The following is a 16,637-nucleotide window of genomic DNA, read 5'->3' as shown; positions in this document are numbered from 1 at the left end:
TTGCTTATTGTACCGGGCGAATGCTTCCCGGAAGGATCTGGGCGTCGAATTCCTCGATCAGCTCGCGCATGAGCGGATCGTCGGCAATCGCCTGTTCGGCCGCCCGCTGCCGCGCCGCGGCGGCTTGCGCCGCCAGCGAAGCGGCAGTGGTCCCGACCTGTCCCAGTTCGACGTGCAGTTGCACGTCGCCACCGAAGTGCTCCGAAAGCACCTGACGTAGTTTGTCGGTGGTCGCCGCATCCGCCAGTTGGCGCAGCGGCACGCGTAGGTGCAAGGCGCGTCCCGCCACTTCCGTCAGTTCGCTCTGGAAGGCCAATTGCTGTGCGAGACCCCGTGCCGGGATTTCCGCGGCCAGTGCCGGCCACTCACCCTTAAAGACCGGGGCGACGCCGTCGGCTTCGCGATAGACGCAGGCGCGCGGTGCCGCCGCCGGGGTGGGTGCAGCAGCTGACGCCCCCGCAGATGCCGCAGGCTCGGGCTCCGGATCGGCACCGGCCGGGGCTTCGTCCGACGCCCTCGCCGTACCAGCGCGATTGGCGTTGGTCGCACCGCCGGTGCGCCCTGCCGTACCCTTACGTCCCGCGTTCAGCGCAGCGAGTGCGGCACGGGCAGGCGACATCGGCGCACCGTCGGTCGGTGCACTGCTGCGTGCGGCCGGTGCGCGGCGCGCTTCCGGCTGTGCTGCCGGTGCCGCCGATCCGGCAGCAGGTGCGGACGGCGCGGCCGATGCGCGCGGTGCCGGCTCGCCCCCCATCGGGGCACGCGAAGGGGCTGGCGCGGCCGACGCGGTGGCAGGCATCGCCCGCGCCGCGCCTGCGGCCTGTGGCGTCGGCGGCTCGGCGAGCGTGCCGCCCGCGAGCAGCGGCGTGAACGCCGCCATGCGCAACAGCGCCATCGAGAAACCGGTGTATTCATCGGGCGCCAGACCGAGTTCGCCTCGCGCACGCGTGGCGATCTGGTAATAGAGCTGAACCGCCTCGGGCGACAGCGCTTCGGCCAGACGTCGCACGTCTGCCGCTTCGGGCCAGTCGTCGGACACGGCCTGCGGCGCATATTGCGCCAATGCGATCTTGTGGAGCAGGCTGCCGAGATCCTGCAGCCCTGACGCGAACGAGAAACTGCGCTCGGCCATTTCGTCGGCAATCGCAAGCAGATCGGTACGCGACTCGTCTTTGAGCGCGTCGAGCAAACGCACCAGCACGCTCTGATCGATTGCGCCGAGCATGCCGCGCACGGCCGTCTCGGTGAGCGGTCCGGCAGCGTAGGCGATGGCCTGATCGGTGAGCGACAACGCGTCGCGCATGCTGCCGCCCGCCGCCTTGGCGAGCAGGCGCAATGCCTGAGGTTCGTTCTCGATCCCTTCTTCGCCGAGGATGTTCGTGAGGTGCGACACGATATGGCCTGCCGGCATCTGCTTCAGATTGAATTGCAGACAGCGGGACAGCACGGTGACCGGAATCTTCTGCGGATCGGTCGTCGCGAGAATGAATTTGACGTGCGCGGGCGGCTCTTCGAGCGTTTTGAGCATCGCGTTGAAGGCGTGCCCGGTGAGCATGTGCACTTCGTCGATCATGTAGACCTTAAAGCGCGCGTCCGCCGGTGCGTAGACCGCCTTTTCGAGCAGCGACGTCATTTCGTCGACGCCACGGTTCGAGGCCGCGTCCATTTCGACGTAATCGACGAAGCGCCCTTCGTCGATGGCCTTGCACGCCTTACAGACGCCGCAAGGTTCCGCCGTGATCCCCGTCTCGCAATTGAGCGCCTTGGCCAGAATGCGCGAAAGCGTCGTCTTGCCGACGCCGCGCGTGCCGGTAAACAGATAGGCGTGGTGCAGGCGCTGTTGCTCGAGCGCGTGCGTCAACGCACGCACGACATGCTCCTGGCCCACCAGGGTCGAGAAGCCTTTGGGGCGCCATTTGCGCGCGAGTACTTGATAGGTCATGCCAAATTGTAACAGTTCGGCGTTGGGCTTCCGCACCGATGTCAACGCCCGATCGGACGTCGTTCGGGCCGATTTTCCTGCCAGATTCGACAGGCTATCGGTGCGATAGAAAAAAATGTTGGGCGATTCTACCAAGCCCGTCGAGACCACGCGAGACGCGGGACACGACGAGCGTCGTCATCACAACCGATATGGCAAAGCCGACGACGAACGTATCCCGTCCATCGACAATGAGGCAACGCGACGAGGCTTCAAGGGAAATCGTGAGTGCGCAGAACGCGCGAGGAACATCGATAAAACAAGGAGGTAGGTGACGAGCCTGACCCTCGGCACTGGTAGAAAACGGCTGTGGCTGCTTCGTTCCCGACCTGACCAGATTGGCCGCGCCACCATGCGAGGAGGCCCGTCAGGGAGAGATTCTATCAGAGTCGACGCGTCAACAGAAGCCCGACGCGCAAGAAAGTGGGACGGCAAGCGCTCGCGGGCGCGTCGCCGCGCGTGGGAGCAGCGCGCGCAAGCGTTGGCAATTTCCGCTAAGATGAGCACAAACTGCATTGGCGAACGCTATTGAAGCCCGCGATTGCAGCCTCCATATGGAGAATGCACGCCCGCGAAAGCTGGGTGACATCTCCAGCGTCGGTGAAAACAAGCGGCGTATGGCGCCATTTTCATCGGACGTTTCCGAATAGTCAGACGAGGCAACAATTCTCATGAGCGAAACTATCAAGCACATCACCGACGCCAGCTTCGACGCGGACGTTTTGAAATCCGACAAGCCGGTGCTGCTCGACTTCTGGGCAGAATGGTGCGGCCCCTGCAAGATGATCGCCCCGATCCTCGACGAAGTGTCGAAGGAATACGGCGACAAGGTGCAGATCGCCAAGATCAACGTGGACGAGCACCAGGGCGTGCCGGCCAAGTTCGGCATTCGCGGCATCCCGACGCTGATTCTGTTCAAGAACGGCGCTGTCGCCGCCCAAAAGGTCGGCGCCCTGTCGAAGTCGCAACTGACCTCGTTCCTCGACGGCAATCTGTAAAACGTCGACGGCAAGTGCCGGGGCCTTTGTCGCCGCAGTACGACACCCCGGCACGGGCCAAGCGGCACAGTGCTTGCGCCTGACGCTGCTTGCTATATAATCCGCCCAAAAGCACCCCAAAGTTCTTCGAGCGTTCGCTCACTTTTCCCTGATCATCCACTTGTCGTCCAGCGGACGGCACCTCCGTATGCATTTATCCGAACTAAAGTCCCAGCACGTCTCCGAGCTGCTAGAAATGGCGAACGGTCTCGAAATCGAGAACGCCAACCGCCTTCGCAAGCAGGAGCTGATGTTCGCCATTCTTAAGAAGCGCGCAAAGTCCGGCGAAACCATCTTTGGCGACGGTACGCTCGAAGTGCTGCCGGACGGCTTCGGTTTCCTGCGCTCGCCCGAGACGTCGTATCTGGCCAGCACGGACGACATCTATATCAGCCCGTCGCAGATCCGCCGCTTCAACCTGCATACCGGCGACACGATCGAAGGGGAAGTGCGTACGCCGAAAGACGGCGAACGTTATTTCGCGCTGGTGAAGGTCGACAAAGTCAACGGCCACCCGCCCGAGGCCTCGAAACATAAGATCATGTTCGAGAACCTCACGCCGCTGCACCCGAACAAGCCGCTGCTGCTCGAGCGCGACATTCGCGGCGAAGAGAACGTGACGGGCCGCATCATCGACATGATCGCCCCGATCGGCAAGGGCCAGCGCGGTCTGCTGGTCGCTTCGCCGAAGTCCGGTAAGACCGTGATGCTCCAGCACATCGCCCACGCGATCACGGCCAACCATCCGGAAGCCAAGCTCTTCGTGCTGCTCATCGACGAGCGCCCGGAAGAAGTGACGGAAATGCAGCGTTCGGTGCGCGGCGAAGTGATCGCGTCGACGTTCGACGAACCGGCCACGCGTCACGTTCAGGTTGCGGAAATGGTCATCGAGAAGGCCAAGCGCCTGATCGAAATGAAAGAAGACGTGGTGATTCTGCTGGACTCGATCACGCGTCTGGCCCGCGCCTACAACACCGTGATCCCGGCATCGGGCAAGGTGCTGACCGGCGGTGTGGACGCCAACGCGCTGCAACGCCCGAAGCGCTTCTTCGGTGCTGCGCGTAACGTCGAAGAAGGTGGCTCGCTCACGATCATCGCCACGGCGCTGATCGAAACCGGCAGCCGCATGGACGACGTGATCTACGAAGAATTCAAGGGCACCGGCAACATGGAAGTGCACCTTGAGCGTCGCCTGGCGGAAAAGCGTGTCTATCCGTCGATCAACCTGAACAAGTCGGGTACGCGTCGCGAAGAGCTGCTGATCAAGCCGGAAATCCTGCAAAAGATCTGGGTGCTGCGCAAGCTCATCTACGATATGGACGAAGCCGAAGCCATGGAATTCCTGCTTGGCAAGATCAAGCAGACGAAGAACAACGCCGAGTTCTTCGACCTGATGCGCCGCGGCGGCTGATCGTTACGATCCCACGCCAGCGCATCACGAAAAAAGCCGCGACACGCCGTCGCGGCTTTTTCATTGCACCGCTGCGGCGCGTGCCCCCCCTGCCCCCGACCACCCCGCCGTGCCGCCCACGCATTACATCGCGCTGCGACGATGCTGGCTGTCACGATGCCTGTTATATGATGGGACGATACCGTGCGCTTGCCGCCGGTACGCCTTCCCCCAAAGCGGTTCCCGAAGGAGAAATTGGAATGTCCGAGAAAGACGAATTGATGGCGGAAGCCTTCGCCCACCTGGAAGCCGGAGATCCCGAAACGGCCCTGGAGATCGGCAAACGGCTTGAGTCGATGCAGTACTCGGGCGCCTATGAGGTGCAGGCAATGGCCTACGCCGACATGGACGAAATGGAACAGGCAGTGACGGTCCTCGAAGCCGGTGTCGCCCACGCACCCGGCGTCTGGCTGCTCTGGCAGTTGCTCGGCAACTATCGCTCCGATCTCGGACGCTTCCCCGCCGCCATCGAAGCCTACGAGGCCGCAGGCAATTGCGCGCCGGATGAGGACCTCGTCATCGTCGACTTCAATCACGCCAACGCCCTCACCCGCCAGGGCGATTTCGCAGCCGCACAAACACGCCTCGACCGCACGCTCGAAAGCCCGCATCTCGCCCAGACTGGACGCGCCTTCATCGAGAACGCCATCGCACTGCGCATGCACCTGCTCAACGCACAGGGCGAACCGAAGGCGGCCATCGCCACTTACGAAGCGCTGCGCACGCAGGAACACGACGAAGAAGGCAGCAACGTCTCGATGGCCGACGTACTGGCCGAGCTTTCGCACGCCTACAAGCAATCGGGCGATCGCGACAAGGCACTCGCGACCGCCCTGGAAGCCGTGCAACGCTACAAATGGAGCGATGCCGCCCTGTGGGCCCTGCGCGCCGCCCGCAATGAACAGTCGGACACCGCCCGCGCGATGCATCTGATCGTGGAAGGCCAATGGTACGAGCCGCTGGAAGACGAAGATCCGGATGGCCCCGCCCCGGAGTTCGTGACCACTTACGACGTCGTGGCGGACGACGAAGCCGAGGCGCTGCGTCTGATCGCCGAATGCGAACCGCCGCAGGTGCGCGAATCGCTTCGTATTGCCGAGACGCACCCCATCGAGACCGATGACGACGAGGATGCCGAAGCCGCATCGTCGACGGCCTACAAGGGTGTCTACGCCACGGGCGATTACCACATGTACCAGCCGGGCGAAGAAGGCGATCTGCTGGAAGAGTGAACTGGCATGGCGTCGTCGGGCATCGCACGATCGACGTCATGAGCGAGCAACGCCTCAAACGAAAACGGGCGCCGGACTCTCTCCGGCGCCCGTTTTTTCAGGACGTCATGACCTCACGACGCCCTTCCCATCACCGCATCACTTGTAGCCCGCACGATCGAGAATGCGCTGGGCTTCCGGCAGATTTTTGGCGATCGTGCCGATGGGCACGTCTTCCGCCTTGAACTCGCCGAGGGCGGCGAGCGCCGCGTTGTCGACCTTCGTCGTCGGCACGGCCGGCCACTCGTTGTTGCCGTTGGCGAAGTATTGCTGCGCTTCGTCGCTCGCCAGATATTCGAGGAACTTGACGGCATTCGCGTGGTTCGGCGCGTGCTTGGCAATGCCCGCCCCCGCCACGTTCACATGCGTGCCCTTGCCCGCCTGATCCGGCCAGATGAAACCGACCTTCGACATGAGCGCCTTGTCTTCCGGCTTATCCGAGCGCGCCATGCGCACGTAGTAATAGGAGTTGGCAAGCGCTACGCCGCACTCGCCCGTCGCCACGGCCTTGATCTGATCGGTGTCGCCACCGCGCGGCGCACGAGCGAAGTTTGCCACCATGCCTTCCGCCCACTTCTGGGTCGCCTGCGCACCTTCACGTGCGACCAGCGCGCCCACCAGCGAGAGCATGTACGGGTGCGATCCCGAGCGCGTGCAGACCTGCCCCTTGTGCGACGGATCGACCAGCGACGCGTACGTCTGCACCGTCTTCGGATCGACCTTGTCCTTGTTGTAGACGATAACGCGCGCACGCGTGGAGAAGCCGTACCAATCCGTGCCCGCCTTCGAACTCGCAGCGTGCAGCTTGGCCGGAATACGCGCGTCGAGCGTGGCCGACTTGGTCGGCTGGAACAGACCGGCTTCGTCCGCTTTCGCCAGACGCGCCGCGTCGACCATGAGGATGACGTCTGCCGGGCTCTTCGCCCCTTCGTTCTTCAGACGCTCCAGCAGCGCTGCGTCGTCTGCCTCGATGCGATTGATCTTGATGCCGGTCTGCTTGGTGAACGTGCCATAAAGCTGCTCGTCGGTCTGGTAGTGACGTGCCGAGTACAGATTCAGCACGCCATGAGTGTCCGCTTGCGCGCCGAATGCTGCGGACATTGCGGTGCCGAGCACCGTCAGTCGCGCCAGTTTGCCGATCGTCTTCGCCTTCATGGGCTATTCCCCTCGCAGTCATGGTTTTACAGAGAGGAACAGGATAATGAAAAATCCTTACCAACGCAAACGATTCCCATTCGCATTGATTCACATATTCACTATCGGGGACGGGAAAATCGCGGGGAGAGGAGAGATGCCGAACGGCGACGAGAGGTGGCGCGGAACCACGCAGGTAACGGCAGATAGGACGGAGCACTTCGTCAAAGGTTCCGCATCAGGTCACCTTCCATTGATGACACCCTCGAAAAGTGAACCGATCGGTGTCCTCGACGCTCCAATCGCCGTAAAATTGCGCGTCGACGCACCGGCCGCCCCATCACAACGATTCAAGGTGCCGTGCGCGTCTGTCCTGCCCTGCCGGAGTTTCCCCTTGTTGTCGTCGATCTCTATTTTGCGTCGCGCTGCGAAGTCCGCAGCCGCCGATGCCCCCGTTGTGTCCGTGCCCGCCCCCGCGTCTGCCCGCCAGATCAGTGGCTCACGCAGGCCAAGTCCCGCACGAACCGCGCGCACCTCCTTCGCCGCGCTCGCCGTGGCCGCCCTGATTGCCGGGTGTGCCAGCGCACCGCCGACCGTTTCGCAAGACACGTCCTCCCCGGCGCCGACCACGACGGTCCCGCCGGTCGCTCAGACGCCGACGATACCCGTCACGCCCATGACCCCGCCCAAGGTCATCCGTCCGCTCAAGATCGGTCTGGCGCTCGGTGGCGGGGCCGCACGCGGCTTCGCACACGTCGGTGTCATCAAGGCACTCGAAGCCCGCGGGATTCATGCCGATATCGTGGTCGGCACCAGTGCCGGGAGCGTCGTGGGGGCGATGTACGCCTCGGGCCTGAACGGCTTTCAGCTGAACCGTCTGGCATCGACGATGGACGAGGCCTCGATCAGCGACTGGACGATGCCGTTCCGCTCGCGCGGCATGTTGCGCGGCGAGGCGCTCCAGTCGTACGTCAACAAGGTGCTCAAGGACCGCACGATCGAGCAGATGCCGCGCCAGTTGGGCATCGTCGCCACGGATTTGCAGAGCGGCGCGCCGATTCTGTTCCGTCGCGGCAACACCGGGCAAGCGGTGCGTGCGTCGAGCAGCGTGCCGGGCGTATTCGAGCCGGTGCATATCGGCAACCGCGATTACGTCGACGGCGGGCTCGTTGCGCCGGTACCGGCGGAGTATGCGCGTCAGATGGGGGCGGACTTTGTCATTGCCGTCGACATCTCGGCCAATCCGACGGCGCAGGCCACGCAAGGCCAGTTCGACATCCTGACGCAGACGTTTACGATCATGGGACAGTCGACCAAGCAATACGAGTTGGAGAAGAATGCGGACGTCGTCATTCGTCCGTCGCTGGCGAAGATGGCGGCTTCGGACTTCCAGGGGCGCAACCGGGCGATTCTGGCGGGCGAGGAAGCCGTCGCCAGGATGTGGCCGGAGATCCAGCGCAAACTGGCCGACGCCCAGTCGGAAGCGCCTAAAGGCATGCCGCAGGCCTTACGCTAAGCACGATGCGCCGCCCGTCGGTCGGATCGGCGGCGCGCGCCACCCGCACGGCGAAACGTCGCCTCCTGAAGGCATATGACGCCCGGCGCAACGCGCCCGCTGCTCGCGCCCAATAAAAAATGCCGCCCTATGGGCGGCATTTTCAGTTGCGTCGAACCCCGCGCTGTTCGCGGGAATCGACGACTTACATCGGGTGGTCGTTCTTGAAGAGCTGCTCGACGCGCGTGAGTTCGGCGCTGGCCTTGAGCGTCTCGACACGGCGAGCGCCGTTGTAGCGGGCCGACCAGTACGATTCGCGCAGGTCTTCCACGCGGATCTTGCCGCCCGTTGCCGGGGCGTGCACGAACTTGTCGCCGCCAATATAGATACCGACGTGAGAGAAGCTGCGACGCATGGTGTTGAAGAACACCAGATCGCCCGGCTTCAAATCGGTCTTGGCAATGCGCTCGCCCACCTGGCTCATTTCTTCCGAGCGGCGCGGCAGCATGAAATTGAGCGTGTCCTGGAACACATAGCGCACGAAGCCGCTGCAATCCAGACCGCTGTCCGGCGTGTTGCCACCGTACTTGTAACGAACGCCGATGTAGTTCAGCGCGCCAAGCACGACGTCCGACGCCTTGTCCGTCACATTCGACAGCAGCTTCTGCGCACGTTGCACACGCGACTCTTCGACGACCGGCTGAGCAGCGTCGGTGGGCACGGTGGTAACGTTTGCGGTGTTCGGGGAAGCGTTGCTGGCTTGAATGGCCGCTGCGGCAGCGCGGGCTGCGGCGGTCGGGCCATTGTTGTAGTCGTCAGCCTTCGCCGTCAACGAGGCGGTGACGAGGCCAGCGGCAGTGAACGCGAGAAGGAGTGTCTTGCGGGTGCGCGGAGGTTTCGTCTGCATTGGTTGCCGGGTTGGTTGAGTCGGATGGCCGATAAGTAGCTCGTCAGTTGCAACAGAATGCTGCTGTGTTGAAAACCTTCGAGTCACGCCCGGCTGACCCACCGCCGAACTTGTTGCATGAACCGACCTCTGACGAGACCGGTTAACTCGTTGAATAATCAACTTAATTGGTACGCGATAGTAATGTGAACGTCACATGATGTCAAAAGGTAATAGAAAAAAACAATCAGCGCAATCAGGAAATTTTCATTAACAATCAAGCGTTTGCGATTTAGCCGATGTTCTGCGACGTTATGTGACGTTTCACGGCAATGACACGGACCTACAGCATGGCCGCCGCAACCAGCTCCCGGGTGTAGGCGTTCTGCGGGTCAAAAAATACCGATTCCGTATCGCCCTGCTCCACCAGATGGCCGTCCTTGAACACCAGAACCCGGTGCGCCATCGCCCGCATGACCGCCAGATCGTGGCTGATGAAGAGGTAACTCAGGTTGTACTTGATCTGCAATTGGGCCAGCAGATGGAGTACCTGCTGCTGAATCGACACGTCGAGCGCGCTCGTTGGCTCATCGAGCACGAGAATTTGCGGATCGACGATAAGCGCGCGGGCAATGGCAATCCGTTGCCGTTGACCACCGGAAAACTCGTGCGGGTAGCGCGACATGGCGCGCGCGTCGATGCCGACTTCGCGCAGCGTTTCCGCCACCTTGGCCCGCCGCTCGTCTTCGCTCATCTGCGGGCGATGTAACGCCAACCCTTCGCCCACGATTTCCTCGATCGTCATGCGCGGCGACAACGAGCCGAACGGGTCCTGAAACACGATCTGCATGCGTGAGCGCAAGGTGCGCTGTTTCGTGCCGCGATACGACGCCAGCGGCTCGCCCTGGAACTCGATCTGCCCCGCGCTCGTGTGCTGAAGTCCGAGCATGGCCATCGCCAGCGTCGTCTTGCCCGACCCCGACTCGCCGACCACCCCGAGCGTCTCGCCCTGACGCAGCGACAAATCGACCGGATGCACTGCCCGGAATCGACCGCGCCGGAACCAGCCGCGCACGCCCGGCTGCGCCGTCGCATAGTCCACCGTCACGCCCCGCCCTTCGAGCAACACCGGCGCGATCGGGAGCACCGGATGAATCTCCCGCTGCGGACGGCTGTCGATGAGCTTGCGCGTATACGGATGCTGCGGATTCGTGAACAGCGTCTCCGTGTCGGCGCACTCGACCAGCACGCCCTTCTCCATCACCGCCACACGCTGCGCGAAGCGGCGCACCAGATTCAGATCGTGGGTGATGAGCAGCACCGCCATGCCGCGCTTCTCGGCGGCATCGCGCTGCAACTCCAGTAGCAATTCGATGATCTGCGCGCGGATGGTGACGTCGAGCGCCGTGGTCGGCTCGTCCGCCAGCAACAGCTTGGGACGACAGGCAAGCGCCATCGCGATCATGGCCCGCTGGCGCTGACCACCCGAGAGCTCATGCGGGAAATGCGACACGCGACGCTCCGGCTCGGGAATGCCCGTGCGGCGCAGCAGTTCGATGGCACGCGACCTGGCGTCCTTCTTGGACAGCCCTTCGTGCAGCTCCAGCGCTTCGGCAATCTGCTCACCGACCGGATAGAGCGGATTGAGCGCCGTCATCGGTTCCTGGAAGATCATGGCGACGTCGTTGCCGCGCAGCCCGCGCATTTCGCGCTCGCTCACCGACGCGAGATCCACGCCGTCGAGCAGAATGCGCCCCTGAATCTGCGCGTCCTGCAACAGACGCAGAATGGCGAGCGCCGTCACGCTCTTGCCCGAGCCCGATTCGCCGACGAGCGCGACCCGCTCGCCGCGCTCGATGGCAAGGCTCACATCCTTCACGGCTTCGGTGTCGCCGAAGCGCACCGAGAGATTTTCGATACTGAGGAGCGGCGCGTTCACATCGCCCCCCCGGCCGCGGCCTGCTTGTCCGCGACACGCGTGTCGAGCGCATTGCGCAAGGCGTCTCCCATGAACGTAAGCAACAACAACGTCAGTACGAGCACGACGAACGTCGCCAGCGAAATCCACCACGCGTCGAGATTCGCCTTGCCTTGGTTGAGCAGTTCGCCAAGGCTCGGTGTCGGCGGCGGCACACCCAGCCCGAGGAAGTCCAGACTGGTCAGCGCCAGAATCGCCCCGCTCATACGGAACGGCAGGAACGTGATCACCGGCGTCATGCTGTTGGGCAATACGTGACGTCGAATGATCTGCCAGTTCGACAGCCCCATTGCCCGCGCCGCGCGCACGTAATCCAACTGACGATTACGCAGGAATTCGGCCCGCACGTAGTCGGACAGTCCGATCCAGCCGAACAGCGACAGCAGCACGAACAACAGCCATAAATGCGGCTCGAAGATCGACGCGAAGATGATGAGCAGATACAACTCGGGCAACGATCCCCAGATTTCGATCAGTCGCTGCAACGTGAGGTCGATGCGTCCGCCGTAAAAGCCCTGCACCGCACCGGCGAGCATACCAAGCAGTGTGCCCGAGACGGTGAGCGCCAGTGCAAAGATCACGGATAGCCGGAAACCATAGAGCAGCCGCGCGAAGACGTCGCGGCCACGATCGTCCGTGCCGAGCCAGTTTTCGGACGACGGCGGCGCCGGGTTCGGCACCTTTGCAAAGTAGTTGATGGTGTCGTAGCTGTAGCGCACCGGCGGATAAATCGCGAAGTTATCGCCCGCGCGAATGCGGTCTTCGATGAACGGATCGAGATAGTCCGTCGGCGTTGGGAAGTCGCCGCCGAAGGTCGCTTCGGGGTACGTCTTCACCAGCGGGAAGTACCACTGCCCCTCGTAGCGCACGACCCACGGTTTGTCGTTGGCGATGACTTCGGCAAACAGGCTGATGCCGAACAGCACGACGAAGGCGACAAGGCTCCAGTAACCGAGCCGGTGGCTGCGAAAGCGCCGCCAGACACGCCAGCGCGGTGAGCGCGATGCGGTATAGGACGTCGGGCGTTGCGATGGCGTGGCGGATCGGGTCACGTCAGTGCTCCACTCGATCGAATTGAATACGCGGATCGACCAGCACGTAGCAGAGGTCGGAGATGAGCTTGGTCACCAGCCCGATGAGCGTGAACAGATACAGCGAACCGAGCACGACCGGATAGTCGCGGCGCTGTACCGATTCATACGACAGACGGCCGAGCCCGTCGAGCGAGAACAACGTCTCGATCAGCAGACTGCCCGCGAAGAACGCGCCGATGAATGCAGCAGGGAAACCGGTGATAAGCGGAATCAGCGCATTACGGAACACGTGCTTGAACAACACCTTGCGCTCGGACAAACCTTTAGCGCGCGCCGTCAGCACGTACTGACGGCGGATTTCGTCGAGGAATGCATTTTTCGTCAGCATGGTGATGACGGCAAAGCTACCGACCACGGACGCCGTCACCGGCAACGTGATGTGCCACAGATAGTCCATGATCTTCGCTGGCCACGACAGGTCGCTCCAGTTATCCGAGACGAGTTCGCGCAATGGGAACAATTGCCAGAAGGTGCCGCCGCCGAACAGCACCAGCAGCAAGACGCCGAGCACGAAGCCGGGGATGGCGTAGCCCACCAGCACGACCAGACTCGTAAGCGTATCGAAGCGAGACCCGTTGCGCACCGCCTTGGCGATACCCAACGGCACCGATATCAGGTAAGTGAGGAAGAACGTCCATAGTCCCAGCGAAATCGACACCGGCAGCTTCGAGACGATCAGCGACCACACACTCTGGTGATGGAAGTAGCTCTGCCCGAGATCGAAGCGCGCGAAGCGTTTGAGCATGAGCCAGTAACGCTCCATCGGCGTCTTGTCGAAACCGTAGAGTGCTTTGATCTGGGCGAGTTGTTGGGCGTCGATGCCGCGACGTCCGCGATAGTCGCTGCCGCCTCCGCCCCCGCTGGCCTCGCCACCGCCGCCACGCCCTTTGAGTTCGAGCATCACCTGCTCGACGGGGCCGCCGGGGACGAACTGAATCACCGCGAAGGTCAGCGTAATCACGCCGAGCAACGTCGGAATCATGATCAGCAGTCGTTTGAGTATGTAGGACCACATGATTAACGGGTCGCTCCTTTCGAAGCTGCTGAAGCTGCCGAAGTTGCCGAGGCGGACGCGCCTTGCGGCTCACCCTTCGCCGCGTTCGCGCCACCATCCCACCACATCGAGACGAGCCAGCCTTCGGCGGTGAAGTACAACGGCAGTTTCTCCGGGAATTGCAGATTGCGTTTGAACGCCATGCGATGCGTCGACGAGAACCAGTGCGGCACGATGTAATAGCCGTGCATCAGCACCCGGTCGAGCGCACGCGCGGCGGCAACGAGATCGTCGTAGGTATGCGCGCGCACGAGGCTGCCAAGCAGCGAATCGACCGCCGGATCCTTCAGGCCGATCACGTTATCCGACCCATCCACGTTCGCCGACTGGCTGCCGAAGCGGTCCAGCAGTTCGGTGCCGGGAATCTGCGAATCGGGATAGCGCAGCGAGATCATGTCGAAGTCGAACGTCTCGATGCGCTTTTGATAGAGCGCGAAATCGCTCTGACGGAAATTGAGCGTGATGCCGAGCTTCGCGAGATTGCGGGCATAGGCCGACGCCACCGGTCCCATCGCCCCGCCATCGTCGAGAAACTCGAAGACGAACGGTTCGCCCTTCGCATTACGCAGCGCACCGTCGCGGTACGTCCAGCCCGCCTGCGCCAGCAGTTCGCGCGCCTCGCGCAGATTGTCGCGCAGGCTCGCGGGAGGCGTCGTCGTCGGTTGCACGACCATCGGCCCGAATACCGCCGGGTCGAGCTTCTTGCGCAGCGGTTCGAGCAGTTTCAACTCCGCCTCGCCGGGCATGCCGCGTGCGGCGAGGTCGCTGTTCGTGAAGTAGCTGTAGATGCGCTGATACTGGTTGTAGAACAGTTGACGGTTAAGCCACTGATAGTCGAGCGCGAGATCGAGCGCCTTGCGCACGCGCACGTCTTTGAACAAGTCGCGACGCGTGTTCACGATGAAACCCTGCATGCCCGCCGCGTTGTGATGCGAGAACTCACGCTTGATCAGCTCACCGTCCTTGAAGCGCTTGCCGACGTAACTGCGCACCCAACTCCGGGCACGGTATTCGGTGATCGCGTCGAACTCGCCCGCCTTGAAGCCTTCGAGCCGCACGATGTCGTCGGAGTACAGCTTGTAGACGATGCGCTCGAAGTTGTAGGTGCCGCGTCGCACCGGCAGGTCGTTGCCCCAATACTTCGGGTCGCGCCGGAAGGTGATGCGACGTCCGCCGTCGTACGATTCGATCAGATAGGGACCACTCGCCACCGGACGCTCGAAGGTCAGCGCATCGAAGGCCTTCTTCTTGCCGTCCGCCCCCACGCTCCACTTGGGCGAGAAGACGGGTACCGTCGCCACGAGCAGCGGCAAATCGGGGCTCACGCGCTTGAAATCGAACCGCACACGACCGTTGTCGAGCACGCTCACGCCCTTCACATCGGCGAGCATCACCTTGAAACCGGGTGCCGACTGCGGGCTCATCAATGTGTCGAAGGAATATTTGACGTCCTGCGCCGTGACCGGGTCGCCGTTGTTGAACCGCGCCGCCGGGTTGAGGTGGAACGTGACGGAGGCGCCGTCGGGTGCAACGGCGATGTCGTCGGCCAGCAGACCGTAGACGGTCGCAGGCTCGTCGGCGCTGCCGATACCGAGTGTCTCGAACATGAGGCCGGACACGCCGGGCGCAGACGTGCCTCGCAATGTGAACGGATTGAATTTATCGAAGCTGGTGCGACGGTCGGGGTTCGCGAGCGTCAACGTGCCGCCGCGCGGCGCATCGGGATTGACGTAATCGAAGTGCGTGAACCCCTGCGGATACTTCGGCTCACCGTACTGGGCGATGGCGTACTTCGCGTGCGCCGGGGACGTCGCCAGCAGACCGGCAGCCAGTGCCGCTGCGACGGGCGCAGTGCGCGACACCGTGAGCACTCGGGAAATGCGCCGGAAGCCGAAGCGCACGGCGCGAACGGAAGAAACGGCAAGATCGGCGCGCGGCGTCGGGAGAAGCGATGACGCCATAGAGGTCACGAAACTGTGGAGCGAGCCCCGGTTCATGTGTGGATGCCGTGTTGTGCGCGCGTTCATGCGTCTCCTGTGTTGGTCGGCCAGCGCCAGCCTGCCCCGGGGTCCGGACGCATCCAGCCCCGCCCCTTCGATCCGCCAGAAACATCCCGTAACCACGCCCTCACGCACATTTCCCGCATGAGGCTTGGCGTCACGGCCGGACCGCGCGACAATTGTACCCAAAAGCCCGGCGTTCACCGCACTGAAAGACACAAGCTCGGCGGCCCGGTTCCCTCATTTCCGCCCTGGAGGCCGACGTTGAGTGCCACACGATCGCCCGCGCAGAACCCCAACCGTACCCTGCCCCGCTGGCTCGCCAGATTTTTCTTTCAGTGTGTGGAAGCGGCGCAACGGAGTATTGCCCGTCACTCGCTGGTTGGCGACAAGCCCATTTTCGATAACGCCCAGTTCCCCTGGGTCGAAGCGATCGAGGCCCAGGCACCGGCCATCGCCCGCGAACTCGAAGCCGTGCTCGCCACACCGGGGCGCCTGCCCGCGTTCCACGAGATCTCTCCCGACGTCGCCACCATCACGCAAGACCACCAGTGGCAGACATTCGTTTTCCTCGGCTACGGCATGCGTGCCGAGCGCAACCTCGCCCGCTGCCCCGCGACTGCCGCCGCCCTCGACGGCATTCCGGGCCTTCGCACGGCTTTCTTCTCGATTCTGTCGCCGGGCAAGAAGATTCCGCTGCATCGCGGCCCGTACAACGGTGTGCTGCGGCTGCATCTGGCATTGAAAGTGCCGCGCGAGCGCGAGAAGTGCTGGATCGAGGTCGATGGACAACGCTATGTCTGGCAGGCGAATCGCGCCGTGATCTTCGACGACGCCTATGAGCATCAGGTGCACAACGACACCGACGAGACGCGCGTGGTGCTGTTCGTCGACTTCGAGCGTCCTTGCAAAGCACCTGTCTCATGGCTCAACAAACTGCTGCTGTCGTTTGCCCCGCTCACACCGGAGTTGCAGCAAGCCAAGACCAATCACGAGAAGTGGGAGCGCGACTATTACGCGACGCCCACGCCCACGCCAACGGCATCGACAGCCACGTCTGCATCGCCATCGGGCGCACCATCCGGCACCCCACCCGCCCAGAGCGGTGCGGCGAAAGACACGCATGCGGAAACGGTCGCCGACGAACGCGCGCATGGTTGATCGCGGTTGTTGACGGGGCATCCGTCACCCACACGAAAAACGCCAGCGAAATCGTCTTCGCTGGCGTTTTTCATTGTGACGAATGAAACCGTCGGC

General features: G+C 62.9%; 12 protein-coding genes and 1 other RNA gene. 5 read left to right on the top strand and 8 right to left on the bottom strand.

The window, feature by feature from the left end; genetic code table 11:
* Positions 1–4: 4 nt before the first annotated feature.
* Entirely contained in the window at positions 5–1,942 is a 1,938-nt protein-coding gene (gene dnaX, locus MB84_RS09390) for a DNA polymerase III subunit gamma/tau (RefSeq protein WP_046293607.1), read from the bottom strand.
* 309 nt (positions 1,943–2,251) lie between these two features.
* Positions 2,252–2,350, bottom strand: an RNA gene (gene ffs / locus MB84_RS09385) — signal recognition particle sRNA small type.
* Between the two features lie 302 nt (positions 2,351–2,652).
* Between ffs and trxA the strand changes: the two genes are divergently transcribed.
* The 3 genes from trxA (at position 2,653) to MB84_RS09370 (ending at position 5,700) form a co-directional block, all read left to right on the top strand.
* The gene (gene trxA, locus MB84_RS09380; RefSeq protein WP_039399110.1) at positions 2,653–2,979 is read left to right on the top strand and encodes a thioredoxin TrxA; all 327 of its coding nucleotides are present in this window, start codon (positions 2,653–2,655) and stop codon (positions 2,977–2,979) included.
* 187 nt (positions 2,980–3,166) lie between these two features.
* Positions 3,167–4,429, top strand: coding sequence for a transcription termination factor Rho (gene rho, locus MB84_RS09375; protein ID WP_039399112.1), 1,263 nt, complete (start codon positions 3,167–3,169; stop codon positions 4,427–4,429).
* Positions 4,430–4,668: 239 nt separating this feature from the next.
* Positions 4,669–5,700: a tetratricopeptide repeat protein gene (locus tag MB84_RS09370; RefSeq protein ID WP_046291586.1), complete on the top strand. Its 1,032-nt coding sequence runs from the start codon at positions 4,669–4,671 to the stop codon at positions 5,698–5,700.
* 138 nt (positions 5,701–5,838) lie between these two features.
* On the opposite strand, the gene MB84_RS09365 is transcribed toward MB84_RS09370, so the two are convergent.
* A complete protein-coding gene (locus tag MB84_RS09365; protein WP_046291585.1) occupies positions 5,839–6,894 on the bottom strand; it encodes a Fe(3+) ABC transporter substrate-binding protein in 1,056 nt (351 codons plus the stop codon).
* Positions 6,895–7,426: 532 nt separating this feature from the next.
* Between MB84_RS09365 and MB84_RS09360 the strand changes: the two genes are divergently transcribed.
* Complete coding sequence (locus MB84_RS09360; protein WP_065225840.1) at positions 7,427–8,389, top strand: patatin-like phospholipase family protein; 963 nt, start codon at positions 7,427–7,429, stop codon at positions 8,387–8,389.
* Between the two features lie 184 nt (positions 8,390–8,573).
* Here MB84_RS09360 and MB84_RS09355 read toward each other — a convergent pair whose 3' ends face one another.
* The 5 genes from MB84_RS09355 to MB84_RS09335 form a co-directional block, all read right to left on the bottom strand.
* Entirely contained in the window at positions 8,574–9,275 is a 702-nt protein-coding gene (locus tag MB84_RS09355; RefSeq protein ID WP_084009689.1) for a C40 family peptidase, read from the bottom strand.
* A 322-nt stretch (positions 9,276–9,597) separates the two neighbouring features.
* Positions 9,598–11,193: an ABC transporter ATP-binding protein gene (locus tag MB84_RS09350; protein ID WP_046291584.1), complete on the bottom strand. Its 1,596-nt coding sequence runs from the start codon at positions 11,191–11,193 to the stop codon at positions 9,598–9,600.
* Positions 11,190–12,284 (bottom strand): ABC transporter permease, encoded by a 1,095-nt coding sequence (locus MB84_RS09345; protein WP_046291583.1) that lies wholly within the window; start codon positions 12,282–12,284, stop codon positions 11,190–11,192. The genes MB84_RS09350 and MB84_RS09345 overlap by 4 nt, the downstream gene beginning before the upstream one ends.
* 1 nt (position 12,285) lies before the next feature.
* Positions 12,286–13,341 carry a microcin C ABC transporter permease YejB gene (locus MB84_RS09340; RefSeq protein ID WP_046291582.1) on the bottom strand — a complete coding sequence of 352 codons (1,056 nt, stop codon included), beginning with the start codon at positions 13,339–13,341 and terminating at the stop codon, positions 12,286–12,288.
* Positions 13,342–13,343: 2 nt separating this feature from the next.
* The gene (locus tag MB84_RS09335) at positions 13,344–15,341 is read right to left on the bottom strand and encodes an extracellular solute-binding protein (RefSeq protein ID WP_084010024.1); all 1,998 of its coding nucleotides are present in this window, start codon (positions 15,339–15,341) and stop codon (positions 13,344–13,346) included.
* 303 nt (positions 15,342–15,644) lie between these two features.
* Here MB84_RS09335 and MB84_RS09330 point away from each other — a divergent pair, with 303 nt between their 5' ends.
* Positions 15,645–16,541 (top strand): aspartyl/asparaginyl beta-hydroxylase domain-containing protein, encoded by an 897-nt coding sequence (locus tag MB84_RS09330; RefSeq protein WP_046291581.1) that lies wholly within the window; start codon positions 15,645–15,647, stop codon positions 16,539–16,541.
* Positions 16,542–16,637: the final 96 nt, after the last annotated feature.

It is taken from the genome of Pandoraea oxalativorans (assembly GCF_000972785.3).
Lineage (GTDB): Bacteria > Pseudomonadota > Gammaproteobacteria > Burkholderiales > Burkholderiaceae > Pandoraea > Pandoraea oxalativorans.
This window is presented reverse-complemented; position numbering and strand designations above follow the sequence as displayed.

What these genes read in the sequence shown, in the direction of transcription:
- dnaX (WP_046293607.1), bottom strand. Translation starts at nt 1,942, where the DNA reads ATGACCTATCAAGTACTCGCGCGCAAATGGCGCCCCAAAGGCTTCTCG.
- trxA (WP_039399110.1), top strand. Translation starts at nt 2,653, where the DNA reads ATGAGCGAAACTATCAAGCACATCACCGACGCCAGCTTCGACGCGGAC.
- rho (WP_039399112.1), top strand. Translation starts at nt 3,167, where the DNA reads ATGCATTTATCCGAACTAAAGTCCCAGCACGTCTCCGAGCTGCTAGAA.
- MB84_RS09370 (WP_046291586.1), top strand. Translation starts at nt 4,669, where the DNA reads ATGTCCGAGAAAGACGAATTGATGGCGGAAGCCTTCGCCCACCTGGAA.
- MB84_RS09365 (WP_046291585.1), bottom strand. Translation starts at nt 6,894, where the DNA reads ATGAAGGCGAAGACGATCGGCAAACTGGCGCGACTGACGGTGCTCGGC.
- MB84_RS09355 (WP_084009689.1), bottom strand. Translation starts at nt 9,275, where the DNA reads ATGCAGACGAAACCTCCGCGCACCCGCAAGACACTCCTTCTCGCGTTC.
- MB84_RS09340 (WP_046291582.1), bottom strand. Translation starts at nt 13,341, where the DNA reads ATGTGGTCCTACATACTCAAACGACTGCTGATCATGATTCCGACGTTG.
- MB84_RS09335 (WP_084010024.1), bottom strand. Translation starts at nt 15,341, where the DNA reads ATGGCGTCATCGCTTCTCCCGACGCCGCGCGCCGATCTTGCCGTTTCT.